General features: G+C 73.4%; 17 protein-coding genes and 3 tRNA genes. 8 read left to right on the forward strand and 12 right to left on the reverse strand.

The features are described 5' to 3' along the window. Window positions 1-77 precede the first annotated feature (77 nt). The 3 genes from GHR20_RS24630 to GHR20_RS24640 all read left to right on the forward strand — a co-directional run bounded on the left by GHR20_RS24630 (window position 78) and on the right by GHR20_RS24640 (window position 4,518). Window positions 78-1,343: an FAD-dependent oxidoreductase gene (locus GHR20_RS24630; protein WP_153814403.1), complete on the forward strand. Its 1,266-nt coding sequence runs from the start codon at window positions 78-80 to the stop codon at window positions 1,341-1,343. A gap of 47 nt (window positions 1,344-1,390) precedes the next feature. Next, complete coding sequence (dnaG, locus tag GHR20_RS24635) at window positions 1,391-3,298, forward strand: DNA primase (RefSeq protein ID WP_111582116.1); 1,908 nt, start codon at window positions 1,391-1,393, stop codon at window positions 3,296-3,298. Window positions 3,299-3,402: 104 nt separating this feature from the next. After that, a complete protein-coding gene (locus GHR20_RS24640; RefSeq protein ID WP_237520703.1) occupies window positions 3,403-4,518 on the forward strand; it encodes an RNA polymerase sigma factor in 1,116 nt (371 codons plus the stop codon). Between the two features lie 82 nt (window positions 4,519-4,600). Here GHR20_RS24640 and GHR20_RS24645 read toward each other — a convergent pair whose 3' ends face one another. From GHR20_RS24645 to GHR20_RS24660, 4 genes are all read right to left on the reverse strand, one after another. After that, window positions 4,601-6,529, reverse strand: coding sequence for an ABC transporter ATP-binding protein (locus GHR20_RS24645; protein WP_153814404.1), 1,929 nt, complete (start codon window positions 6,527-6,529; stop codon window positions 4,601-4,603). Further along, window positions 6,529-8,262, reverse strand: coding sequence for an ABC transporter ATP-binding protein (locus GHR20_RS24650; RefSeq protein ID WP_111582118.1), 1,734 nt, complete (start codon window positions 8,260-8,262; stop codon window positions 6,529-6,531). Before GHR20_RS24650 ends, GHR20_RS24645 begins: the two co-directional genes overlap by 1 nt. A 164-nt stretch (window positions 8,263-8,426) precedes the next feature. Then, window positions 8,427-9,875 (reverse strand): FGGY family carbohydrate kinase, encoded by a 1,449-nt coding sequence (locus tag GHR20_RS24655; RefSeq protein ID WP_111582119.1) that lies wholly within the window; start codon window positions 9,873-9,875, stop codon window positions 8,427-8,429. A 27-nt stretch (window positions 9,876-9,902) separates the two neighbouring features. Further along, the gene (locus GHR20_RS24660) at window positions 9,903-10,208 is read right to left on the reverse strand and encodes a YtxH domain-containing protein (RefSeq protein WP_148023858.1); all 306 of its coding nucleotides are present in this window, start codon (window positions 10,206-10,208) and stop codon (window positions 9,903-9,905) included. A gap of 158 nt (window positions 10,209-10,366) precedes the next feature. On the opposite strand from GHR20_RS24660, the gene GHR20_RS24665 reads away from it, so the two are divergent. The 4 genes from GHR20_RS24665 to GHR20_RS38170 all read left to right on the forward strand — a co-directional run bounded on the left by GHR20_RS24665 (window position 10,367) and on the right by GHR20_RS38170 (window position 11,058). Continuing rightward, window positions 10,367-10,439, forward strand: a tRNA-Asn gene (locus GHR20_RS24665). A gap of 6 nt (window positions 10,440-10,445) precedes the next feature. Continuing rightward, window positions 10,446-10,518: transfer RNA gene (locus GHR20_RS24670), tRNA-Asn, on the forward strand. Window positions 10,519-10,695: 177 nt separating this feature from the next. Further along, window positions 10,696-10,772: transfer RNA gene (locus tag GHR20_RS24675), tRNA-Ile, on the forward strand. Between the two features lie 151 nt (window positions 10,773-10,923). Beyond that, a complete protein-coding gene (locus tag GHR20_RS38170; protein ID WP_275549779.1) occupies window positions 10,924-11,058 on the forward strand; it encodes a hypothetical protein in 135 nt (44 codons plus the stop codon). Window positions 11,059-11,338: 280 nt separating this feature from the next. Here the strand turns inward: GHR20_RS38170 and GHR20_RS24680 are convergent, their stop codons facing one another. Continuing rightward, window positions 11,339-11,995 (reverse strand): ANTAR domain-containing protein, encoded by a 657-nt coding sequence (locus GHR20_RS24680; RefSeq protein WP_343336021.1) that lies wholly within the window; start codon window positions 11,993-11,995, stop codon window positions 11,339-11,341. A 152-nt stretch (window positions 11,996-12,147) separates the two neighbouring features. Next, the gene (locus GHR20_RS24685) at window positions 12,148-12,984 is read right to left on the reverse strand and encodes an EamA family transporter (RefSeq protein WP_153816117.1); all 837 of its coding nucleotides are present in this window, start codon (window positions 12,982-12,984) and stop codon (window positions 12,148-12,150) included. 141 nt (window positions 12,985-13,125) lie between these two features. Between GHR20_RS24685 and GHR20_RS24690 the strand changes: the two genes are divergently transcribed. Continuing rightward, the gene (locus GHR20_RS24690) at window positions 13,126-14,028 is read left to right on the forward strand and encodes a MurR/RpiR family transcriptional regulator (RefSeq protein WP_153814405.1); all 903 of its coding nucleotides are present in this window, start codon (window positions 13,126-13,128) and stop codon (window positions 14,026-14,028) included. A gap of 23 nt (window positions 14,029-14,051) precedes the next feature. On the opposite strand, the gene GHR20_RS24695 is transcribed toward GHR20_RS24690, so the two are convergent. From GHR20_RS24695 to GHR20_RS37700, 6 genes are all read right to left on the reverse strand, one after another. Further along, window positions 14,052-15,089: a rod shape-determining protein gene (locus GHR20_RS24695; RefSeq protein WP_111582130.1), complete on the reverse strand. Its 1,038-nt coding sequence runs from the start codon at window positions 15,087-15,089 to the stop codon at window positions 14,052-14,054. A 144-nt stretch (window positions 15,090-15,233) separates the two neighbouring features. Then, window positions 15,234-16,400, reverse strand: a complete 1,167-nt coding sequence (locus GHR20_RS37695) for a hypothetical protein (protein WP_243878122.1) — start codon at window positions 16,398-16,400, stop codon at window positions 15,234-15,236. Further along, window positions 16,346-19,129 (reverse strand): SAV_2336 N-terminal domain-related protein, encoded by a 2,784-nt coding sequence (locus GHR20_RS24700; RefSeq protein ID WP_243878123.1) that lies wholly within the window; start codon window positions 19,127-19,129, stop codon window positions 16,346-16,348. Before GHR20_RS24700 ends, GHR20_RS37695 begins: the two co-directional genes overlap by 55 nt. Next, the gene (locus tag GHR20_RS24705; RefSeq protein WP_153814406.1) at window positions 19,119-20,174 is read right to left on the reverse strand and encodes a MoxR family ATPase; all 1,056 of its coding nucleotides are present in this window, start codon (window positions 20,172-20,174) and stop codon (window positions 19,119-19,121) included. The genes GHR20_RS24700 and GHR20_RS24705 overlap by 11 nt, the downstream gene beginning before the upstream one ends. A gap of 34 nt (window positions 20,175-20,208) precedes the next feature. Further along, window positions 20,209-22,122 carry a trypsin-like peptidase domain-containing protein gene (locus GHR20_RS24710; protein ID WP_243878124.1) on the reverse strand — a complete coding sequence of 638 codons (1,914 nt, stop codon included), beginning with the start codon at window positions 22,120-22,122 and terminating at the stop codon, window positions 20,209-20,211. Next, complete coding sequence (locus GHR20_RS37700) at window positions 22,119-22,511, reverse strand: CU044_2847 family protein (protein WP_237520706.1); 393 nt, start codon at window positions 22,509-22,511, stop codon at window positions 22,119-22,121. Before GHR20_RS37700 ends, GHR20_RS24710 begins: the two co-directional genes overlap by 4 nt. Between the last annotated feature and the right edge of the window lie 248 nt (window positions 22,512-22,759).

The following is a 22,759-nucleotide window of genomic DNA, read 5'->3' on the forward strand; positions in this document are numbered from 1 at the left end:
GGGTCACTCCCCCTTCCCGCGGCACGCCGTGTGCGGGACGCTCGCGGGTGGCGGCACCCTTACGAGGAGGCAGACAAGTGGTCGACGCGGATCAGACATTCGTCATCGTCGGAGGCGGCCTCGCCGGCGCGAAGGCGGCGGAGACGCTCCGCGCGGAGGGCTTCACCGGCCGGGTGATACTGATCTGCGACGAACGCGACCACCCGTACGAGCGACCGCCGCTGTCCAAGGGCTTCCTGCTCGGCAAGGAGGAGCGCGACAGCGTCTTCGTGCACGAACCGGCCTGGTACGCGCGCAACGACATCGAGCTGCACCTCGGCCAGAGCGTCGACCGCGTCGACCGTACGGCCAAGACCGTGCGCTACGGCGACGACGGCACCCTCGTCCGGTACGACAAGCTGCTGCTGTGCACCGGCGCCGAGCCGCGCCGCCTCGACATCCCCGGCACCGGTCTCGCGGGCGTCCACCATCTGCGCCGGCTCGCGCACGCCGAGCGGCTCAAGGGCGTGCTGGCCTCCCTCGGCCGGGACAACGGGCACCTGGTGATCGCCGGCGCCGGCTGGATCGGCCTGGAGGTCGCGGCGGCGGCGCGCGAGTACGGTGCGGAGGTCACCGTGATCGAGTCGGAGCCGACCCCGCTGCACGGCGTGCTCGGCCCCGAGCTGGGCAACGTCTTCGCCCAGCTGCACAGCGGCCACGGGGTGCGCTTCCAGTTCGGACGGCGGCTCACCGAGATCATCGGCCAGGACGGCATGGTCCTCGCGGTGCGCACCGACGACGGCGAGGAGCACCCGGCGCACGACGTCCTCGCGGCGATCGGCGCGGTGCCCCGGGCCGCGCTCGCCGAGGCGGCGGGCCTGGAGATCGCCGACCGGGCGCACGGCGGCGGCATCGTGGTGGACGAGCGGCTGCGGACCTCCGACCCCGACATCTACGCCGCCGGCGACGTGGCCGCCTTCCCGCTGGAGCTGTTCGGTACCCGGATCCGGGTCGAGCACTGGGCCAACGCGCTCAACGGGGGACCGGCGGCGGCGCGCTCCATGCTCGGGCAGGACACCGTGTACGACCGGGTGCCGTACTTCTTCACCGACCAGTACGACCTGGGCATGGAGTACAGCGGATGGGCGCCGCCGGGGTCGTACGACCAGGTGGTCATCCGGGGCGACGTGGGCAAGCGGGAGTTCATCGCGTTCTGGGTGGGCGAGGGGCGGGTGCTCGCGGGCATGAACGTGAATGTGTGGAACGTCACGGAACAGATCCAGCGGCTCATCCGCTCCCGGGCCCAGGTGGACACGGACGCGCTGGCCGACCCGCACATGCCCCTGGAGCAGCTCGCCCCCTGAACCCCGGCGGCCCCGTGGTGCTCCCTCCGCCACCGTAGAATTCATCCGTGGCAGGACGGATCAACGACGAGGACGTGAAGGCGGTACGGGACGCGGTCCCGATCGACGCCGTGGTCTCCGAGTACCTACAACTGCGCAACGCGGGTGGCGGAAACCTCAAGGGACTGTGCCCGTTCCACGACGAGAAGTCGCCGTCCTTCCAGGTCAGCCCCGGCAAGGGGCTCTTCCACTGCTTCGGCTGCCAGGAGGGCGGCGACACCATCACCTTCGTGATGAAGGTGGACCACCTCTCCTTCTCGGAGGCGGTGGAGCGGCTCGCCGCCCAGGCCGGCATCACGCTGCGGTACGAGGAGGGCGGGTACAACCCCGCCCACCAGCGCGGCGAACGCATCCGGCTGGTCGAGGCGCACAAGATCGCCGCGCAGTGGTACGCCGAGCAGCTGGCGGACAGCCCGGAGGCGGAGACCGGCCGGGTCTTCCTCGCCGAGCGCGGCTTCGACCAGGGCGCGGCGGTGCACTTCGGCGTCGGCTACAGCCCCCAGGGCTGGGACCACCTCACCCGCTATCTGCGCGGCAAGGGCTTCAGCGACAAGGAGCTGATCCTCTCCGGTCTCTCCCAGGACGGCCGGCGCGGACCGATCGACCGCTTCCGGGGCCGGCTGATGTGGCCGATCCGGGACATCGGCGGCGAGGTCGTCGGCTTCGGCGCGCGCAAGCTGTACGAGTCCGACAACGGGCCCAAGTACCTCAACACCCCCGAGACCGCGATCTACAAGAAGTCGCAGGTCCTCTACGGCATCGACCTGGCGAAGAAGGAGATCGCGAAGTCCAGCCGGGCGGTCGTGGTCGAGGGCTACACCGACGTCATGGCCTGCCATCTCGCCGGGGTGCGGACGGCCATCGCGACCTGCGGTACGGCCTTCGGCGGCGAGCACATCAAGATCCTGCGCCGGCTGCTGATGGACAACGGCTCGGCCCGGGTGATCTTCACCTTCGACGGCGACGCGGCGGGCCAGAAGGCGGCGCTGCGGGCCTTCGAGGACGACCAGAAGTTCGCCGCCGAGACGTACATCGCGATCGCGCCCGACGGCATGGACCCCTGCGAGCTGCGGCTCGCCAAGGGCGACGAGGCGGTGGCCGACCTGGCCGAACCGCGCACCCCGCTCTTCGCGTTCGCGCTGCGGCAGGTCGTGAGCCGGTACGACCTGGACACCTCGGGCGGCCGCGCCGCCGCCCTGGACGAGGCCGCGCCGATCGTGGCCCGGATCAAGAACAGCGGCGCGCAGCACGAGGTCGCGGTCGAACTGGCCGGGCTGCTCGGCATCCTGGACACGCAGTTCGTGGTGCGCAGGGTGGCCCAGCTGGCCCGCTGGGCGCGGGACCGGGGCGGCCGGGGCCCGGCGCAGGACCGGCCGCGCGGCGGCGAGCAGCAGTGGGAGCAGGCCCCGCGCACCGCGAACTCGGGACCGGCCCTCACCCTGCGCAACCCGGTGTACGCCGCCGAACGCGAACTCCTCAAACTCGCCCTCCAGCGGCCCGAGTTGGTCTCACCCGCCTTCGACGCGTACGGGGTGGACGAGTTCACCGCCCCGCCGTACGCCGCCGTACGGCAGACCATCGCGGAGGCGGGCGGCGCGGAGTTCGGCGTGTCCGACCCGCAGGAGTACCTGGTCCGGGTCCGCGAGGCCGCGCCGGACGACGCCGCGCGCGCCATGGTCACCGAGCTGGCCGTCGAACCGATCCTGCGCCGCACGGTCGACGAGACCTACGCCGGCACCGTCCTGGTCCAGATCCGCCGCCGCGCGGTCGAACGCCGCATCCGCGACATCGAGTTCCAGATGACCCGCCTCTCCTCCGGCGGCGACCCCGGCCAACTGGCCGCCGTCCAGAACGAGATGTGGATCCTCCAGCAGTACGACCAGTCCCTCCGGGAACGGGGCGCGACGGCGCTCTAGGAGCCCTTCGGGCGGGGGTCGTCAGCAGCGGGTCACGGATCGGACGCAAAAAGTCACCGCACACCCCTCGTGGCGGCGATGTGTCGTACTCCACACTGTGGGGGATGCCGAGTCCGGCGTACATCCTGGAGGTCGCCCTCGTGCAGACCCAGACCCTCACCCCTACTGCCCAGAGCACCGGTGCCGGCGTGGACGAGACGGACGCGGAGCCCGACGGCGTCGCCGCCGTGCCGCCGCAGGGGCGTGCCCCCCTGCATCCGGAGGCGGCCGCCGAGGAGGCACCCGCCGCGGCGCGCACCGAGAGCGCCGGGCCGTCCGCCGATCTGTTCCGGCAGTACCTGCGCGAGATCGGCCGCATCCCGCTGCTCACCGCCGCCGAGGAGGTCGAGCTGGCCCGCCGGGTCGAGGCCGGGCTGTTCGCGGAGGAGAAGCTGAGCAACACCCCCGACCTGGACGGCGAGTTGGCGCACGACCTGGACCGGCTGGTGGTCATGGGAAGGGTCGCCAAGAGACGGCTGATCGAGGCCAACCTGCGGCTCGTCGTCTCCGTCGCCAAGCGGTACGTCGGACGCGGGCTCACCATGCTCGACCTCGTCCAGGAGGGCAACCTCGGGCTGATCCGCGCCGTGGAGAAGTTCGACTACGCGCGCGGCTACAAGTTCTCCACGTACGCGACCTGGTGGATCCGCCAGGCCATGTCCCGCGCCCTCGCCGACCAGGCCCGCACCATCCGCGTCCCGGTCCATGTCGTGGAGCTGATCAACCGGGTCGTGCGGGTACAGCGCCGCATGCTCCAGGAGCGCGGGTACGAGCCGACGCCCGAGGAGGTCGCCGCCCATCTCGACCTGCCGCCCGAGCGGGTCGGCGAGGTGCTGCGGCTCGCCCAGGAGCCCATCTCGCTGCACGCCCCCGTCGGCGAGGAGGACGATGTGGCGCTCGGCGACCTCATCGAGGACGGCGACGCCGCGAGCCCCGTGGAGTCCGCCGCGTTCCTGCTGCTCAAGCAGCACCTGGACGCCGTGCTGTCCACGCTGGGCGAGCGCGAGCGCAAGGTCGTACAGCTGCGCTACGGCCTCCTCGACGGCCGCCCCCGCACCCTGGAGGAGATCGGCCGCCTCTTCGGCGTCACCCGCGAACGGATCCGCCAGATCGAGTCCAAGACGCTGAACAAGCTCCGGGACCACGCGTACGCCGACCAGCTGAGGGGCTACCTCGACTGAGGCCGGAGAGGAAGACCGAGGCCGGAGAAGGAAAAAGGGGCCGCCCGGAGACACTCCGGAAGCGGCCCCCTTTCCGTCCCGCTCAGTCCACCTCGGCCACCGCCTGCGCGAACTGCGCCTGGTACAGCCGGGCGTACGCCCCGTCCGCAGCCAACAGCTCGGCGTGCGCGCCCTGTTCGACGATGGAGCCGTTCTCCATGACGAGGATCGTGTCCGCGTCCCGGATGGTCGACAGCCGGTGCGCGATCACGAACGACGTGCGTCCGGCGGCGAGTTTGGCCATGCCCTTCTGGATCAGCACCTCGGTCCGCGTGTCCACGGAACTCGTCGCCTCGTCCAGCACCAGGATCACCGGGTCGGACAGGAACGCCCGCGCGATGGTGATGAGCTGCTTCTCACCGGCGCTCACCCCCGTGCCCTCGTCATCGATCACGGTGTCGTAGCCCTCGGGCAGCGTCCGGATGAACCGGTCGGCGTGCGCGGCCCGCGCGGCCTCCTCGATCTCGCCCCGGGTGACCTCCCGCGAGGCGCCGTACGCGATGTTCTCCGCGATGGTGCCGCCGAACAGCCAGGTGTCCTGGAGCACCATGCCGATCCCGGACCGCAGTTCGTCCCGGGTCATCCTCCGTACGTCCACCCCGTCCAGGGTGATCCGCCCGCCCGAGACGTCGTAGAACCGCATCAGCAGGTTGACCAGCGTGGTCTTGCCCGCGCCCGTGGGGCCGACGATGGCCACCGTGTGCCCGGGCTCCACCGTGAGCGAGAGGTCCTCGATCAGCGGCTTCTCCGGGTCGTACCGGAAGGACACGTGCTCGAGGTGCACCCGCCCGCGCAGCTGCTCCGGCCGCTCGCCCGGCACCGGGTCCGCCTCCTGCTCCTCGGCGTCGAGGAGTTCGAAGACCCGCTCCGCCGAGGCCACCCCGGACTGCACCAGGTTCGCCATGGAGGCCACCTGCGTCAGCGGCATGGAGAACTGCCGCGAGTACTGGATGAACGCCTGCACGTCACCGATGGACAGCGCGCCGGACGCCACCCGCAGCCCGCCGACGACCGCCACCAGCACATAGTTCAGGTTCGACACGAACATCATCAGCGGCTGCATCACACCGCTGTTGAACTGCGCCTTGAACGCGGCCTCGTACAAAGCCTCGTTCTGCTCCGCGAACTGCTGCGCCGACTCCTCCTGCCGCCCGAACACCTTCACCAGCGTGTGCCCGGTGTACATCTCCTCCACATGGGCGTTGAGCTTGCCCGTGGAGCGCCACTGCTGCACGAAGTGCGGCTGCGACCGCTTGCCGACCCGGGTGGCCACGAAGAACGACAGCGGCACCGTGACCAGCGCGACCAGCGCGAGGATCCAGGAGACCCAGAACATCATCACCAGCACGCCGACGATGGTCAGCACCGAGTTGATCAGCTGGCCCATCGACTGCTGGAGCGTCTGCCCGATGTTGTCGATGTCGTTGGTCGCCCGGGAGAGCACCTCGCCGCGCTGGCGCTTGTCGAAGTACGACAGCGGCAGCCGCGACAGCTTCGTCTGCACGGACTCGCGCAGCCGGTACATCGTGCGGTTCACCGAGCGGTTGACCAGCCGCGTCGCCACGGCCATCAGCAGCCCGGCGACCAGGAAGGTGACGAGCGCGAGCAGCAGCACGTCGCCGACCGCGCCGAAGTCGATGCCCTTGCCCGGGGTGAAGTCGGTGCTCTGGAGCATGTCCGCGACGGAGCCCTTGCCGTGCGCCCGCATCTGCGCCAGCACCTGCGCCTTGGTGGTCCCGGCCGGCAGCTGCCGGCCGATGATGCCGGAGAAGACCAGGTCGGTGGCGCGGCCGAGGATCTTCGGGCCGATCACGCTGAGGGCCACGCTGACCACCACGCAGACCAGCAGGCCGTACACGGTCAGCCGTTCGGGCTTGAACTGGGCGAGCAGTCGTTTGCCCGACCCCTTGAAGTCCATCGACCGCTGGTCGGGGCCGCCCCCCGCCATCATGCGTCCCATGGGCCCGGACATCAGGCGGCCTCCGCTTCCGTCAGCTGGGAGAGCACGATCTCCCGGTAGGTGTCGTTGCCCGCCATCAGCTCCTGGTGCCGGCCGGAGCCGACCACCCGGCCCTCGTCGAGGACGATGATCCGGTCGGCGTCCCGGATGGTCGCCACCCGCTGGGCGACGATGACGACGGTCGCCTCGGCGGTCTCCTGCGCCAGCGCGGCCCGCAGGGCCGCGTCGGTGGCGTAGTCGAGCGCGGAGAAGGAGTCGTCGAACAGGTAGATCTCCGGGCGCTGCACCAGCGTGCGCGCGATCGCGAGCCGCTGGCGCTGACCGCCCGACACATTGGTGCCGCCCTGGGCGATCGGCGCGTTCAGGCCGCCCTCCAGCTCGGTGACGAACCCCTTGGCCTGCGCCACCTCCAGCGCGTGCCACAGTTCCTCGTCGGTGGCGTCCGGATTGCCGTAGCGCAGGTTCGTGGCGACGGTGCCCGCGAAGAGGTACGGCTTCTGCGGCACGAGCCCGACCGTGCGCGCCAGCAGCGCCGGCTCGACCTCGCGGACGTCCACGCCGTTCACCAGGACCTCGCCCTCGGTGGCGTCGAAGAGCCGCGGGACCAGCCCGAGCAGGGTCGACTTGCCGCTGCCGGTGGACCCGATCACGGCCGTGATCTCGCCGGGCCGCGCCGTCAGCTCCACGGCGTGCAGCACCGCCTCCTCGGCCCCCGGATAGCGGAAGCCGGCCGCGCGGATCTCCAGATGCCCGTGCCGGCGCAGCTCGGTGACCGGGGCGAGCGGCGGCAGCACGCTGGACCCGGTGTCCATGACCTCCTGGACCCGCTCGGCGCACACCTCCGCGCGCGGCACCATCATGAACATGAAGGTGGCCATCATCACGGACATCACGATCTGCATCAGATAGGCGAGGAACGCCGTCAGGTCGCCGATCTGCATCCCGCCGCTGTCGATGCGGTGCGCGCCGAACCACACCACCGCGATGGAGGACACGTTCACCACGGTCATCACCATCGGGAACATCAGCGACAGCAGCCGCCCGGTGGCCAGCTGCATCTCGGTCAGCTCGCCGTTGACCCGGGCGAAGCGGGCCTGCTCGTACTCGTCGCGGACGAAGGCGCGGATCACCCGGTTGCCGGTGATCTGCTCGCGCAGCACCCGGTTCACCTTGTCCAGGCGGGTCTGCATGGTGCGGAACAGCGGCCGCAGCCGGCGCACGATCAGCGTCACGCAGACGGCCAGCACCGGGACGACCGCGATCAGCACCCCGGACAGCGGCACGTCGAGGCCGAGCGCCAGCACGATGCCGCCGACGCACATGATGGGCGCCGACACCATCAGCGTGAACGTCATCAGGACCAGCATCTGGATCTGCTGGACGTCGTTCGTCGTGCGGGTGATGAGCGAGGGCGCGCCGAAGTGACCCACCTCACGGGAGGAGAAGGACTGCACCCGGTCGAAGACGGCGGCGCGCATGTCCCGGCCGAGCGCCGAGGCGGTACGGGCGCCCAGGTAGACGGCGCCGATGTTGCACACGACCTGCACCAGCGAGATGCCGATCATCAGGGCGCCGAAGGACAGGATGTAGCCCGTGTCGCCCTTCACGACGCCGTTGTCGATGATGTGGGCGTTCAGCGTGGGCAGGTACAGGGTGGCGCAGGTCTGCAGGAACTGGAGCAGGACCTGAACGGTGATGGGTTTCTTGTAGGGCCTGAGATAGGTCCGTAGAAGTCGTATGAGCACGCTACGTCTCTCGGAGTGGGCGGCAGGGGCAGGACGGTGTGCCCTTGGCCCCTATCGTCCGACACTCCACCCGCGTTACCTCAACTGATTAACCCGACAGCGGATTTTCGTACGGCCTTCCGGGTGCCGGGTGGTACGGGGTGCTGTGCGGCGATTCGCTCCGCCTACTGGAACGCGCCCGGGTGGGTCTGCTCCCGCACCGCCGTGAACTGCTGCCGTACCGCCTGCCCCACGGCCAGCTCCTCGCCCGGCTCCAGGACCTGCGCCGCGGCCCCCTGCCAGGCCGGCGGGGTGCGCGGGTCCAGCGTGCCCTGCGAGACCCCGAGCGCCCAGGCGGCCTGCCGGGCCGCGCCGATCGCCGTGTAGTCCGCGGGCTGCGGTACGACGACCTGCGCGCCGAACAGGGAGGGCGCCGCGGCCTGCACGGCGGGCAGCTCGGCGGCCGGCCCCAGCAGGAAGATCCGCCGCACCTCCACGCCCCGCCCGCGCAGCACGTCCAGCGCGTCGGCGAGCCCGCACAGCATGCCCTCGAACGCGGCCCGCGCCAGGTGCTCCGGCTTCATCGACTCGCGCCGCAGCCCGGTGAGGGTGCCCGCGGCGTGCGGCAGGCTCGGGGTGCGCTCGCCCTCCAGGTAGGGGAGCAGGACGAGGCCGTGCGCGCCCGGCGTCGACTTCATCGCCAGCTCGGACAGGCTCTCCAGGTCGGGCAGCCCGAGGAGTTCGGCGGTGCCGCGCAGGGTGCGTACGGCGTTCAGGGTGGTGACGACCGGCAGGTGCATGCCGGTGGCGTCGGCGAGCGAGGTGATCATCCCGGACTGGTCGGCCAGTGGCTCGGGGTGTACGGCCATCACCGAGCCGGAGGCGCCGAGGGACACCACCGCGTCCCCGAGCCCGATGCCGAGCCCGAACGCGGCCGCCATGGTCTCGCCGGTGCCGGCCGAGATCAGCAGCCCCTCCGGGGTCGTACCGGCCGCCTCGGCGGGGCCGATCACCTCGGGCAGCATCGCCTGGTGGCCGAGCGCCAGCTCGACCAGGTCGGGGCGGTAGACACCGGTGGCCGCCGACCAGTACCCGGTGCCGGAGGCGCCGCCCCGGTCGGTGGTGCGGCGCGCCGGGCGCCCCAGCAGCTGCCAGACCAGCCAGTCGTGGGCCTGGAGCAGGGCGGCGGTGCGCTGGGCGTTCTCGGGCTCGTTCTTGGCGAGCCAGCGCAGCTTGGTGACCGGCTGCGCGGCCCCCGGCACACAGCCGACGGCGTGCGCCCATGCTTCCCGGGAGCCGAGGGCGTCCACGAGATCGGCGGCGGCGACCTGCGCGCGTCGGTCACCGCCGACCAGGGCCGGGCGCACGGTGTTGCCGTGGGCGTCCAGGGGGATCAGCGCGTGCTGCTGGGCGGAGACGCCGATGGCCTGGACACCCTCCAGCAGGCCGCCGCCGGCCGCCTCCCCGAGGGAGAGCAGCCAAGCCTGGGGGTCGATGTCGCTCGGGCGGCCGCCCTCCGGGGAGTCGACCGGATGGGGCGCGTACCCCTGCCTCAGTACGGCACCGGTGTCTGTGTCGCAGACCACGATGCGGGTGAAATCAGGTGAGCTGTCCAAACCGGCGACTATCCCCATGCGGAGAATCTTGCCGTATGCCGGGGGCTAGGTGGTGCTGGTGCCCCAGTCGTCGCCCGCCGAGCCGTCCGCGGAGCGGTCGCGCAGGGAGCGGACCCGCTGGGCCACGGAGTCGGGCACATGGTCGCCCACCTTGTCCGCGACCGTGTGCACGGCCTTGCCGGCGTACGTGCGGCCCTGCTGGGCCGCGGTTTCGGCGGTGTTGCGGACGGCCGGGTTCTGGGCGAACTGACGAGCGGCCTTCCTCAGCTGCTCGTAGCGCTCGCGTCCGGCCCGTGTGCCGAGTACGTAACCGAGGGCCAGTCCGGCGATGAACGTGAGCCGGTAGCGCATGGCTGTCACCCTTCCCGTGTGGAGGTGTCTGGTGCGGCGCAGGGTCCGGAGGGTACCGATTGGCGGAGCACCCCCCTGCTTGCGCTAATGTATGTGTCGCAGCGAGCAACCGCCCCCGGCGAATACCCAGGGAGGCGCGTTCGATGCAATCGAGGCGATCCTCCGTAGCTCAATTGGCAGAGCAGCCGGCTGTTAACCGGCAGGTTACTGGTTCGAGTCCAGTCGGGGGAGCTTCGGTCCTCCGTAGCTCAATTGGCAGAGCAGCCGGCTGTTAACCGGCAGGTTACTGGTTCGAGTCCAGTCGGGGGAGCACGCTGAACGAGGGCCCCTCAGGGGTCCTTTTTCATGTCCGCGGGAACCGCCGAGCCTGCACGGATGTCCTCATCGTCGTGAGCACGAGCGGAAGCCGACCATCCGAAGCAGGAGATCGTATGAGCGGCTATGCTGCGGCAGACGGCGCGCACACTTGTACGCGACACGCCGCTATGGGGCGGTAGCTCAGCCGGTTAGAGCAGCGGACTCATAATCCGTCGGCCGTGGGTTCGAGTCCCACCCGCCCCACCAAGAAGAATCGATCGCGACCTGGGTCTCCAGGAGCGATGTCCCCTGCGGGGGCCCGCGGTGTGGTGTCCCCATGCCTGCGAGCAGCAGATCGACTACAGCGAGAAGTCCTTTCCGGGACGGCCTCGACGTCTCGGATCAGACCCTCAAGGGCATGGGGCGTGACCTGGCGACCGCGGAGACGGTCCCCGGCGTGGAAGCGCCGGTTCTCGCCGGGATGGACAAGGACCAGTACAACGCCACGGTGAACAAGGAGTTCGGGCTGAAACTTTCTTCGGCGGCATCGTAAGTTGAAAGGCGAGTTCTTCTACTTCGCCTTCCAGTCCGCTAAGTCCGTTACGGCGCCCGGCTGTCGGCGCGCGGAGGCCACGGCGTGGATCCGTGGCGGCCGCGGGGCTTGAAGTCCCCCTTCCGTGGGCACGGACCTCCTACCGATGTCGGCAGGAGGAGGCGTCATGGACCGTCGGATCCGAGTACGTGTCAGCCGGCGGCCCATCGCGCCGCGGGAGCAGGAGATCGATCGCAGGACGCCGTCGGGGCGCGTGCTGCCGTACTGAAGCCGCCCCGCCTCACGGGACGTGATGGGCCACCGCCGTGCGCAGGGCGCGGCGCAGCGGCTCCGGTGGGGGCGGGCCGCCGGGGGACGCGCTCGCGGTGATGGCGGCGGCGATCCGGTGGAGTTTGACGTTGGAGTGCTGGGACGCCTCGCGCAGGATCTCCCACGCCTGGTCGGGGGTGCAGCCATGGGCGGCCATCAGGACGCCGCGGGCCTGGTCGATCACCGGGCGGGAGTCCAGCGCCTGCCGCAGCTGCGCTATCTCCAGGCGCAGCAGGTCCAGTTGCTCGGCGCGTTCCCGGGCGACCGCGGAGCCGGTGCGGGGCGGGAGGTCGGCGAACCCGGCGGTCCCGCCGGTGCGCGGGGTGTCCGTCGTGTCCAGGCCCACCAGTTCGAGGACGCGGCGCGGCTGGCCCCGCCACCCGCGCGTGGTGACCCGTACGCCGTGCTGCCCGCCGTACTCGTTCAGCAGATCCAGGCAGGCGAGGCCCGTCGTGTCCAGGAAGGACACCCCGGCCACGTCCAGTTCGATCGCGGTGATGCCCGGCGGCAGGGCGGCCAAGGCGTCGCCCAGGGTGTCCGTGCCGCCGTGGACCAGTTCGCCGCGGACCGTCAGCAGGGCGCGCCGGCCCTCCCGCCGGGCATCGATCACCAGGGCGTTCAGTCGCACGGTGTGAGTTGCGAGTCCCGCTGAGGTCATGTCTCCCCTCCCGCTCGGTCCTTGGGCACCCAGCGGTCGCCTGCCCTGCGTGTGGACGCCTACACCCCCCGTGGTCGTAAGGGGGCCGAAACGCGAGCCCGCCGGTACGGCGATCCGCCGCCTCAGCGCATCAGCCCGATCCCCGTCAGCACCACCGCCCCCGCCACCAGCCGCAGCCGTCCGAACGGCTCCCGGAACAGCAGCGTCGCGATGACCGCGGCGACCAGGATGCCCGTCTCCCGCAGCGCCGCGACCGCCGCGACCTCGCCGTGCGCCTGGGCCCAGACGACCAGCCCGTACGCCGTCATGGACAGCACGCCGCCCAGCAGCCCGGTGCCGAGGACCGGGCGCAGCTGGGTGAGCAACCGCCCGCGGCGCCTGGCCAGCGCGATCAGCGGCATGAGCGGGCCCTGGAGCAGGAAGAGCCAGGCGGTGTAGGCCAGGGCGTCGGGTGAGTGCCGTACGCCCAGGCTGTCGACCAGGGTGTACGACGCGATGATCGTGCCCGAGCCGAGGGCTGCGCCGAGGGCCGGCAGCTGGTCGCGGCGGATGCGGCCGGAGGCGAGGGCCAGGGTGGCCAGGCCCCCGGAGACCAGCAGCACGCCCGCCGCCTGGAGCGCGGTGAGCACCCCGCCGAGCAGGGTCACCGAGGCGATGGCCACGAGCAGCGGGGCGACGCCGCGGGCCAGCGGGTACATCTGCCCGAAGTCGCCCAGCTGGTAGGCGCGCAGCAGGAACAGCTGCGAGGTGACCTGGAGCGCGGCCGAGGCCGCGAGGAACGGCCAGGCGCCCGCCGGAGGCAGCGGGGTGAGGCAGACCAGGACGGCCGCGCACCCGGTGCACGCGACGCTGATCAGCGTGAATCCGATGAGCTTGTCCGGTATCCGGTGGGCGATCGAGTTCCAGACGGCGTGCAGCACCGCGGCCGTCAGGACGGCGGCGAGCACGGGGGCGGACATGGTTCCTGGCATGGCGAAGCGACTCCTGGCGGGGAGGTGCGAGCGGGAGGGGAAGGGGGGCGGGGTGGGCACCGCGATCGGGATCGGGACCGTGCTCGTGGTCTGGAATTGTGGAATTTGATTCCACGGTACGCTATCTCCATGGAACAGAATTCCACCAGCGGTGCCGGGGGTGCCGGCGGCGCCACCAGTGGTCCCGGAGGTGCCGACGGCCCCCGTGGCTCCCTCTCCGCCCGGATCCGCGCCCGGCTGCCCGAGCTGCGCGAGACCGAGGCCCGGGTGGCGCGCGCGGTGCTGGAGCAGGGCGCCGGGCTGGTCCACCTCAGCGTCAGCGACGTGGCCGCGCTGGCCGGCACCGCGTCCTCCACCGTCGTACGCACCTGCCAGCGGCTCGGCTTCCGGGGGTTCCAGGAGCTGAAGCTTCAGGCCGCCCGGCAGGCGCCCGAACCGCCACCGCCGCTCGTGGACGAACCCGCCGCGCACGCCCTCGCCGCCACGCTGCGCGCCTCCCGCGAGGCCCTGGACGGCGTCGCCGCGACCCTCGACACCGGCGCGCTCGCCGCCGCGGCCGAGGCCCTGCACACGGCGTCCCGGGTCGTCGTCGTGGGCGCGGGGCTCTCCGGCGCGGTCGCCCTCGACGTCGCCTACCGGCTGCGCGCCCTCGGCTGCCAGGTCGACGCGCCGCCCGACCCGCTCACCGCACAGCTCGCCGCCGCCCAGCTCCCGCCGGACGGCGTCTGTCTCGCGATCAGCCACACCGGGGCCACCCGCACCACGGTCGACACCGCCCGGCGCGCCCGGGCGGCCGGGGCGAGCGTCGTCACGCTCACCAGCTACGCCCGTTCACCGTTGAGCGAGACCAGCAGTCAGGTGCTCGTCGCCGGCGGCCAGGACCTCGTGTTCGGCCTGGAGACCTCCGCCAGCCGGATCGCCCATCTCGCCGCGGTGGACGCCCTGACCCACCTCCTGATGGGCCTGCGCCCCGAGACCGCGCGCCGCCATCTCGACCTGTCGGCGGACATCACGGCCGACCACGCCTACTGAACCCCACGGAGAAGAAGGGGAGTTCACGCCGCCAGCGGGTCCAGGACCAGCGGCTCGATCCGGCCCTCCAGCATCTCGCCGAGCCCCCGGGCCGCGCACACGTCCGGGCGCTCGGCGATGAACACCGGCATCCCGGTGGCCTCGCGCACCATCTGGTCGAAGCCGGGCAGCAGCGCCGAACCGCCGACCATGATGATCCCCCGGTCGGCGAGATCGGCCACCAGGTCCGGCGGGCACTCCCGCAGCACCTTGCCGATGCCGTCCAGGACGGCCGTCAGCGGGGTCTGCACCGCCCCCCGCACCGCCGAGGTGTCCACCCGTACGGTGCGCGGCAGCCCGGTGACCACGTCCCGGCCGTTGATCTCCGTCTGGGGCGGACCCTGCGGGGTGAGCCCGTTGCCGGACAGGGCCAGTTGCAGCGGCCGTACCGACTGGCTGGGCAGCAGCAGCTCATGCTGGTGCCGCAGGTACTGCACGACCGCGGTGTCCACGGCCTCCCCGCCCACCGGAATCCGCTCGGCCGTGACGATCGAGCCCAGCGACAGCACCGCGACCTGCGTGGCCGCCGCCCCGCACACCATGATCATGGTGGCCTCGGGCCGCTCCACCGGCAGCCCGCAGCCCACCGCCGCCGCGATCAGCGTGTCCACCAGCTCCACCCGGCGGGCGCCGAGCCCGAGCAGCGTCTCGATCGTCGCCCGCTGGGCCAGCGGATCGGCGTCGTGCGGGGTGCAGGCGGCCGCGCGCAGCCGGGCCTTGCGGCGCAGCGCCCGGCGCATCTTGTCGCCCATCAGATGCCGCAGCATCCGCTGGGCCATGTCGATGTCGACCACCGTGCCGCCGGAGATGGGCCGTACGACCCTGATGTAGTCGGGGGTGCGGCCGGTCATCTGCTCCGCGAAGTCGCCCACCGCGATCAGCGAGCCTGACCGGACGTTCACGGCCGCCACCGAGGGCTGGTCCACGACGAGCCCCGCGCCCTTCACATACACCCGGGTACGGGCCGCGCCCAGGTCGACGGCGAAGTGACAGCGGCGCAACTGCTCCAGGCTGACGGACACGGCAGCTCCTTCCGGGCGCGGGATTTCGGCTCTTCCTGCTCTTCGTATCCTGCGCGGCACGCGGCCCGGGCCGCCTTTTCTGGGGGGCCGGGCGGGGCGCCGCCGAACGGGGGTAATCGCCCGGGCTCCCGGAGTGTCGCCGGGTCAACCGGCGCGGACGGCCTCCAGCAGCGGTTCGAGCGTGCCGACCACGGCCTCCGCCCCGGCGTCCTGGAGCAGTTGGCGTGCGTCGGCGGACGGCGCGAACCCGATGAAGGGCAGATTGAGCCGTTGAGCCGCCGTCAGCTCGGCCACCGAGGAACCGAGCAGGACCCCGGTGCGGGCCGGAGCGCCGAGATGCTCCAGGGCCCGCAGCAGACAGTGCGGGTTCGGCGTCAGCAGGCCGAGATCCGCGCGCCGCCCGTGCACCCCCGCGAGCGGCAGCCGGTACGACTGCACACCGTGCTGCACCGCCCGGGAACTCACGTCCGACACCACGCTCACCCGCCGACCCGACGTGTGCAGCGCCCGCACCAGCGCGAGCGAACGGTGCGTCATGGGCGCGTCCGGTACGGCGGCCAGCTCCAGCTCCTCCAGCCGGTCCCGCAGTGACGGCCCGAGCGGATCCCGCGCGAACGCGCGCAGCAGATCCAGCGGGTGCGGGAACGGACTCCTGGCCGCGGACCACGGGGACACCGACAACGGCAGTCCCGCCAGGGCGCTCTCGGGGTCGCGGTTCTCGGCCACGACCTCCAGCAGGGTGAGGACGGCCGTCCGCGCGCGATGCGCCGCGAACAGCCGGGTGAGGGGGCCGTCGAAGCCGATCAGCACATGTGCGGCGCCGGTGAGCGCGGCCACCGCCCGGTGCCGCGCGGTCACCGGCGATCGCGGGGCCGGGGCGGGCTCGGGCTCGCTCCGCGCCCCCAGCCGCACGGTGTACGTCACCGCGAGCCCCGGCACCGGCCAGTCGCGCACCCCGTCGTTCACCGCCCGCTCGGCCGCGCCCGGCCGGCGTGCCGGATGCCGGCCGGTGATCCGCGCCGCGGCCGCCCGCAGGCGCTCCCGCAACAGGGCGGAGATCCCGGTGGCGCCGGACCGCACGAAGGCGACCGGGTCCTCGACCCGCCAGGTCAGCTCCGCCGAGGCGGTGAACTCGGCCTTCCCGGAGCTGGGCAGGGACAGTCTGTGCCGCGCCTGCTGCACGGTGAGGTCCACGGTGTAGTACGTCTCCGCGCGCGGCGCCCGTCCGCCGTACGGCCGGATCGGGTCGAGCACGGTCAGCGGGCCGTCGGCGCGGGTGTGCACGACGGCGGCGCGGCCCGGGGTGGGCACGCCCAGCTCGCGCAGGTCCTGGGTGAGGAACGGGCCCTGGACCAGGTCGCGTCGGGGGTGCCCGGCGGTGAGCGGGCAGTACCAGGCCAGCGGCGGCGCGGCCGGGACGTCGTCGGCGTACAGCGGCTCGAACGGCGGGGCGCCCCGGGCGGCGGAGCTGGCGGCGAACTCGTCGTGGAGCGCGGGGGGACGAGGACGTCGATGCCGGTGGCGGCCTCCGGCAGCCGTACCGGACGCTGCCCGAACGCCACCCGCAGCCGGGTGCGCTCGGCGAACCGGGCCAGGGCGGGCGGGAGTTCCCGCAGCACGGCGACCAGGACCGGCAGCAGATAGGTGCCGGGCTCGACGTCCACCCGGTAGCCGTCCGGGCGGACCCGCACCTGGAACCGGCCCGGGGGCAGCGAGCGGGTGAGGATCTCGTGCACGGCGGCTTCGAGGGAGATCCGGGTCTCGGGGCGGCCGGTGAGATCGTCGGTGGTGAAGAGGACCCGGGTGGTGTCCGGGTGGGTGCTCAGGGGGCCGGGGGCGAGTCCGGCGAGGAGCTCGGTGACCGTCCGCAGGGCCTCGGCGCGGCTGCCGGGCACGGCCGGCGCGGCGTCCAGGCAGGTCAGGACCGGCCCGTTCGGGGAGAGGACCACGGACCGGGCGGTCAGCTCGCCGCGCGGTCCCTGCGCCGCGTGCAGGGCGAGGACCGCCTCGCGCAGCCTCGGCCGCAGTTCGCGCACCTCGTCGGGGGACAGCCCGCCCGGACCCTCGGCCAGACGCTCGTGCAGGGTGCTGCCCGCCACGAACTCCCGTACCAGATAAGGCTTTCCCTCGGCGAAGCCATGGTCGAGAACCCGCGCGATCCCCGGGTGCCGCAGCTCCGCGAGGTCCTGGCAGAGCGGGCCGAAGGGTTCCTGGTACTCGCCCGGCGCATACCGGCACACGACGACCCGCGCGTCCCCGTTCCACGCGTCCTCGGCGACCCAACCGCCGTGCCCCGCCGCCGACTTCCGCAGCAGCCGGTACCGCCCCGCGAGCAGTCCCCCGCCGCCGGCCGGTGCCAGCCTGCGCACGCTCTCCTCGCTGAGCATGGCGACCGGCTGCCGCTCCACCGGCGTCGGCGCGCCCCCCGGGGACGGCACCACCGCCCGGAACCCGCCCGGCGCCCGGCCCGCCAGCTCGTCGATGAACTCACCCATCCGGTCCAGGAGTTCGACCGTGCGGTTGCGTTCGGTGCGGGGCAGGCCGAGCAGCAGCAGTTCCCGTACGCCCTCCCGGAACGCGTACGACCCGGCCGGTGCCCCCGGCAGCGCGGTGAGCATGCCGCTGAGCACCACCTCGGCCAGGTGCCGGGGCCTCGGGTCCGGCTCCACCGCGGCCTGCACCAGCCGCATCACCGGCAGATCCGGCCGCCCCAGCGCGAGATGCCCGGCCAGCCGGAACGCCTCCGGGGACGCCGTCGCCCGGAACCGCAGCACCAACTCCTCGGCGGACAGCCGGCCGACGTCCGTACGGTCCTCCGCGTCGACCGGCAGCGGACGCGTCAGCCGGGCCGCGGCGGCGGGGAACCGGGTGCCGCCGGGCGCGCTGACCAGCCCGGCCCAGTTCGCCAGCCAGCGCGGCTCGGGCTCCAGCACCGGCAGGACCACCGCGCCCGCCCCGGCGTCCGGCTCCGGGGTGTCGTACGGCTCCGGGGTGTCGTACGGAGTGAAGGTCAGCGCGGCCGAGGCTGCCGCGGGATGCGGGGCCGCGAGGCGGCCGGGACAGGCGGGCAACGCCGATTCCCGCCAGAGGTGTTCGGGCAGCGGCTGGACGACGGCCAGCGGCATCCGGCGTGCCCAGCGGTGCAGGGTGGCGTACCACCGGGTGCCGGCCGGGCCCTCGCGCCACTGCGGGCCCATGCAGTCGCTGATCAGCAGGGTGACGGTCCGGCCGTCGGCGGGGAGCCGCCCGTCGGGGCCGCGTACCGTGCCGTCGGCGTCGGCGCGGTGCAGGGTGACCGTGCGGAAGGCGCCCGACTGGGCCAGCGCGGTGTGCAGTTCATGGATCAGGGGCCGCCAGACCGGCATCGTGGGACCGGCGTCGTACACCAGGTTCAGGCTCAGCCAGCGTTCCCGGGCGGGCCGCAGCACCGGGAGCCAGCGGTCGGGGCCGGCGCCGAGGCGGGCGATGCGGTCGGCGGTCGCGCGCTCGTCCAGCTCCCGGCCCACGGGCGCGTCGACCCGGCGCCGCAGCGGGCGCAGCGCGCGCTGGAGGGCGAGCGGGTGGCGCAGCATCGGGGGCGCGGGGGCCAGCAGGGTGCTGTGGGGCGCGTGGTCCGGGGACGGCGCGGGGGAGGGGAGGCGCAGCGGGACCCGGGCGGGGGCGCCGGGGCGCGGCCGGTGGGTCTCCGCCTCGGGCGGCCGGGGGTGCTGGGCGGGGCCGGGCGGGGACCCCGGCGCCGCGGCCCTGCCGTCACCCGGGCCCTCGGCGTCCTCGGGGTTCTCGGGGCCCCTGTCGTCCCCGGCGCTCTCCCTGGTCCCCCCGGTCTCCCCGGTCGCTCCGGTGACCGCCGTGCCCTCGGCGCCCATGTGCCCTGCCAGCCACAGCAGTTCGGCCAGTTCGCGCGGGGTCGGGGGCGCGCCCTGGCCCGCCTCGGCCAGTACGGCGGCGAGGCGGGCCAGGGCGTCCGGGGCGGCCGGGCGGCCCGGCGCGGTGTCCGGGCGGCCGACGGCGTCCGGTGAGTCCGGGATGTCAGAAGACATCGGTCTGCGCGCTCTGTCCCAAATGGGGCATCAGCCGCTCGGCCAGCTGGTCCAGGGAGCCGGTGTCCAGGTTGCTGGTGCGGGCCAGGTAGATCGCGTTCAGAAGCTGGTCGGTGGCCAGGTCGCCGGCGCTGGTGCGGTCCAGGAAGCGGCCGATCAACTCCTGCGCGTAGGCGTCGGGTTCGCCCAGATGGGCGCGGACGATGTCGGCGAGGTGCCGGTCGTCCGGGCGGCGCAGGCGCAGGGTGACGCAGCGGCGCAGGAAGGCGGGCGGGAACTCGCGCTCGCCGTTGCTGGTGAGGACGACGAACGGGAAGGCGCGGCAGCGCACCTGGCCGCCCGCCACCGGGACCGGTTCGCCGGTGCCGTCGGCCGGGACCCGGGCGGTGCCGTCCGGGGCGAGCCGGGCGGCGCGCACCAGCTCGGGGATCTGGTACTGGCCCTCCTCCAGCACGTTCAGCAGATCGTTGGGCAGGTCGAGGTCGCTCTTGTCGATCTCGTCGATGAGCAGCGCGCGGGGGCGGGCGTAGGGCAGCAGGGCGGTGCCGAGCGGGCCGAGGCGCAGATGGTGTTCGATGCCCGTCTCGTCCGGCACGCCGGCCCCCTCGTCCGGCGCCCCGGGTCCCGCCTCCTGATGCGCGGCCTGCTGCCGGGCCGCGTACAGGCGCGACAGCGGGTCGTAGCTGTAGAGCCCGTCGTGGAGCGTGCTGCGGCTGGTGATGTTCCAGCGCAGCACCGGGCCGAGCCGCAGCTCCCGCGCGACGGCGTAGACCAGGGAGGACTTGCCGGTGCCGGGCGGGCCGGTGACCAGCAGCGGGCGGCGCAGATACAGGGCGGCGTTGACCAGTTGCACCGTGTCCTCGGTGGCCCGGTACGTCTCGGCGCGGTGCACCCGGTCGGGGGAGACGGCCGAGCGGTCGGCATCCGCGTCCGGCGGATCCAGTACGGGGCCGCCGTCGAAGGCGCGCCAGGGCGGCGGCGGGGGGAGCCGCTCGATGCCGTCGTGCGGCGCGTTCGTACCGGTGTAGACGGGCCACAGGGGCATGGCTTCTTCTTCTCCGTGGTGGGGGTGCGGGCGGTCAGTCGACGGGGGAGCGCAGGCTGGCGGCGGGCTCGGGGAAGCAGCGGGGGTCGTCCCAGAGCAGCTGGAGGTCCCGGGCCCAGTGCCGGTCGGGTTCGTCGGCGGCGTCCGCGGTCAGCCGTAACGAGAGGATGTGGCGCGGGAGTTCGGCGGGCGGCACCTCGGCGACGGCGGCGGCGAGCTGGTCCAGGAAGACGGTCCCGGGGCAGCCGGCGGCCTCGGCGCGGGGCGGGGCGGCGATCGCGGTGGCGGCGGCCGTGTCCCGGGGGCCGCTCCACGCCCGGCGTGGGTCCTCGTACCCGCCCGTGCCGTGTCCCGTCGCCCCCGCCCACCGGGCCGCGCCGTGTTCCCCGGCGGGGCAGCCCGTACGGGACCACAGCAGGACCGGGACCGGGACGGTGAGGCCGATCTCGAAGTGCGCCCGAGCCGCCGTGGGCGGGACCGCGAACCCGGCGAGCCCCGCCTCGCCGTCCCACAGCCGCTTGCGCAGGCTCGGCGGTCGCTCCTGGCTGCCGCACTCCACCCGGTGCACCGGCACCGGGCGCCCGGCGTCCAGTTTCTGCCACTTCTTGCGCAGCTGATGGCGCAGCCGGTTGCTGCTATGCCGGGCGCGGTCGGTCACCACCAGGGGGTAGGCGCAGCCCAGCGGGGTGCTGTCGTCCGCGCCGCACTCCCAGTGCGCCACCGCCTCGTTGAGCCACTCGCGCGGCAGCACGAAGGTCACCAGTTCCTCGGCGTCCGGGTCGAGATGGGCGACGGCCTCGTCGATGCGGTGCTGGACGTACGACCGTACGCCCGAGCGGGGCAGCCGCCGGGTGCCCACCGGGCGGCGCTGCCCGTCGCGATACGCCGACACCTCCACGGTCACCTGGTCGGGGCCGGCGCCGCTGTGGTCGATCTCCACGACGACCGGCGCCCAGGACGGGGACACCCGCGTGACCTGCACGGCCTGCGCGACATCCGGGCCCCGCGTGACCTGTGCGGCCTCGGTGGGCCGCGGGGCGTCCGTGAGCCGCTGAGCGTCCGTGAGCTGTGGGGCGTCCGTGAGCCGCGGGGTGGGCGCGGCCGCCGGTCCCGCGCCCACCAGCTCCCGCAGCCGCCCCGTGAACCGGCCCACCGCCGCCGGGTCCGGCACCTCCCACTGCACGTACGCGGCGGCCGCCCCGAGCGTCGGGAACCCGCCCTCGGGCAGCGGCGGCCCGAAGGCGCCCACCGCGTCCACATACAGCCGGTCGGGATCGCACTCCCGGGCGCCGGGGGCGCTCCGCAGCAGCGCGTACAACTCCCGCAGGACGTCGGCGCGATGGCCCGGGGTGGGCACCAGCTCGCCCAACTCCGGCCAGTGCCGGGCCAGTACGTCCAGCGGCAGCATCCGGCCCTTGCGCACGTCCGGCGCCTGTGAGGCGGAGGTGACCATGCCGACCACCCGGCCGTCCGGCAGGGTCGCCGCCGCCCCGCTGAACCCGGCCTCGATCGGCTGCCCGTGCCCCTGCCAGGCCACCAGCTCCAGCCACTCGCCCGCGATCAACTGCCCCGAAAGCGCCCGGTATTCGGCGAGCGTGCCTTCGTCGTAGCCCGCCGGGAAGCCGTAGGCGAGCAGCCGGGGGTGCGGCTCGGCGTAGGCGGCCTCCGGCGGCGCGAAGCCGGCCGGTGCGAGACGCACCGCCCGGTCGAGTTCGAGCACGGCCACGTCGCCGGGGTCGGTGAGGCCGCCCGCCCAGCCGCCGTGCGCGACGACCGACGCGGACACCTCGCCCAGCTCCCTGGCGTGCGGGAAGACCACGGTCACCGCGTCCGGACCGCCGGCGCGCACGACATGCGCGCAGGTGAGCACCCGGCGGTCGGTGATCAGGAATCCCGCGCCCACCTCCTGGCCGCAGTGGATCCGGGCATGCCAGGCGGCACTGTTCATGGGCGCTCGGCGGACTCCGGCCCGGCGGCGGCCTGACCCGGTACGGCGGGCAGCGCGTCGCCCGCCGAACTCCCCGGCTTCCAGTGGAGCTTGACGACCAGCTGGCCCTCCGCGGAACCCTTGGCGATGATCGCGCCGGCCTCGGCGGACATCTTCACCCCGAACTCGATCTCCACCGCGTCGGGCCGCAGGGCGCCGTCCCGGAAGACCCGCAGCGCGGCCTCCGCCGCCGCCCGCACGCCGTCCAGCGCGCCCTCGAAGGTGGCCGCCGCCCGCACCACCTCGTCGCCGCGCGAGACCAGCCGGGTGCCGGGCCGGGGGGTGACACCGGCCCCCTCCACCACGACGAGCGCGCCGTCCTCGGTCCTGAACTCCACCAGCTGGTCCATGCGGCCGCTCGCTCCCCCTCGTAGAAGACCTGTCCCGTCGCAGAGCTGTGGGCAACCCCCATGGTACGGACGGCGCTTCGCACGTCCCACTCAATACGCCCCGGCGGGTCAACCGGCCCGGCATGGCGAGAACCCGCCACCGTGACAACCCGCCACGCGCGGCCCCCTGCGCGCTCCCGGCGCCCGCAGCACACTCTTCTCCAGCCGCACGGCATGTGCACGACAGGCTCGGGTGGGCCGTTCCGGGC

The sequence above is a fragment of the Streptomyces sp. SUK 48 genome (assembly GCF_009650765.1).
In the GTDB taxonomy this organism is placed as follows: Bacteria; Actinomycetota; Actinomycetes; order Streptomycetales; family Streptomycetaceae; genus Streptomyces.

Coding starts and splice junctions, on each gene's coding strand:
- GHR20_RS24700 (WP_243878123.1), bottom strand. CDS start 19,129: ATGTCTTCTGACATCCCGGACTCACCGGACGCCGTCGGCCGCCCGGAC.
- GHR20_RS24640 (WP_237520703.1), top strand. CDS start 3,403: ATGCCGAGTCCGGCGTACATCCTGGAGGTCGCCCTCGTGCAGACCCAG.
- GHR20_RS37700 (WP_237520706.1), bottom strand. CDS start 22,511: ATGGACCAGCTGGTGGAGTTCAGGACCGAGGACGGCGCGCTCGTCGTG.
- GHR20_RS38170 (WP_275549779.1), top strand. CDS start 10,924: ATGGGGCGTGACCTGGCGACCGCGGAGACGGTCCCCGGCGTGGAAGCG.
- GHR20_RS24705 (WP_153814406.1), bottom strand. CDS start 20,174: ATGCCCCTGTGGCCCGTCTACACCGGTACGAACGCGCCGCACGACGGC.
- GHR20_RS24685 (WP_153816117.1), bottom strand. CDS start 12,984: ATGTCCGCCCCCGTGCTCGCCGCCGTCCTGACGGCCGCGGTGCTGCAC.
- GHR20_RS24660 (WP_148023858.1), bottom strand. CDS start 10,208: ATGCGCTACCGGCTCACGTTCATCGCCGGACTGGCCCTCGGTTACGTA.
- GHR20_RS24710 (WP_243878124.1), bottom strand. CDS start 22,122: ATGAACAGTGCCGCCTGGCATGCCCGGATCCACTGCGGCCAGGAGGTG.
- GHR20_RS24690 (WP_153814405.1), top strand. CDS start 13,126: ATGGAACAGAATTCCACCAGCGGTGCCGGGGGTGCCGGCGGCGCCACC.
- GHR20_RS24655 (WP_111582119.1), bottom strand. CDS start 9,875: ATGGGGATAGTCGCCGGTTTGGACAGCTCACCTGATTTCACCCGCATC.
- GHR20_RS24645 (WP_153814404.1), bottom strand. CDS start 6,529: ATGTCCGGGCCCATGGGACGCATGATGGCGGGGGGCGGCCCCGACCAG.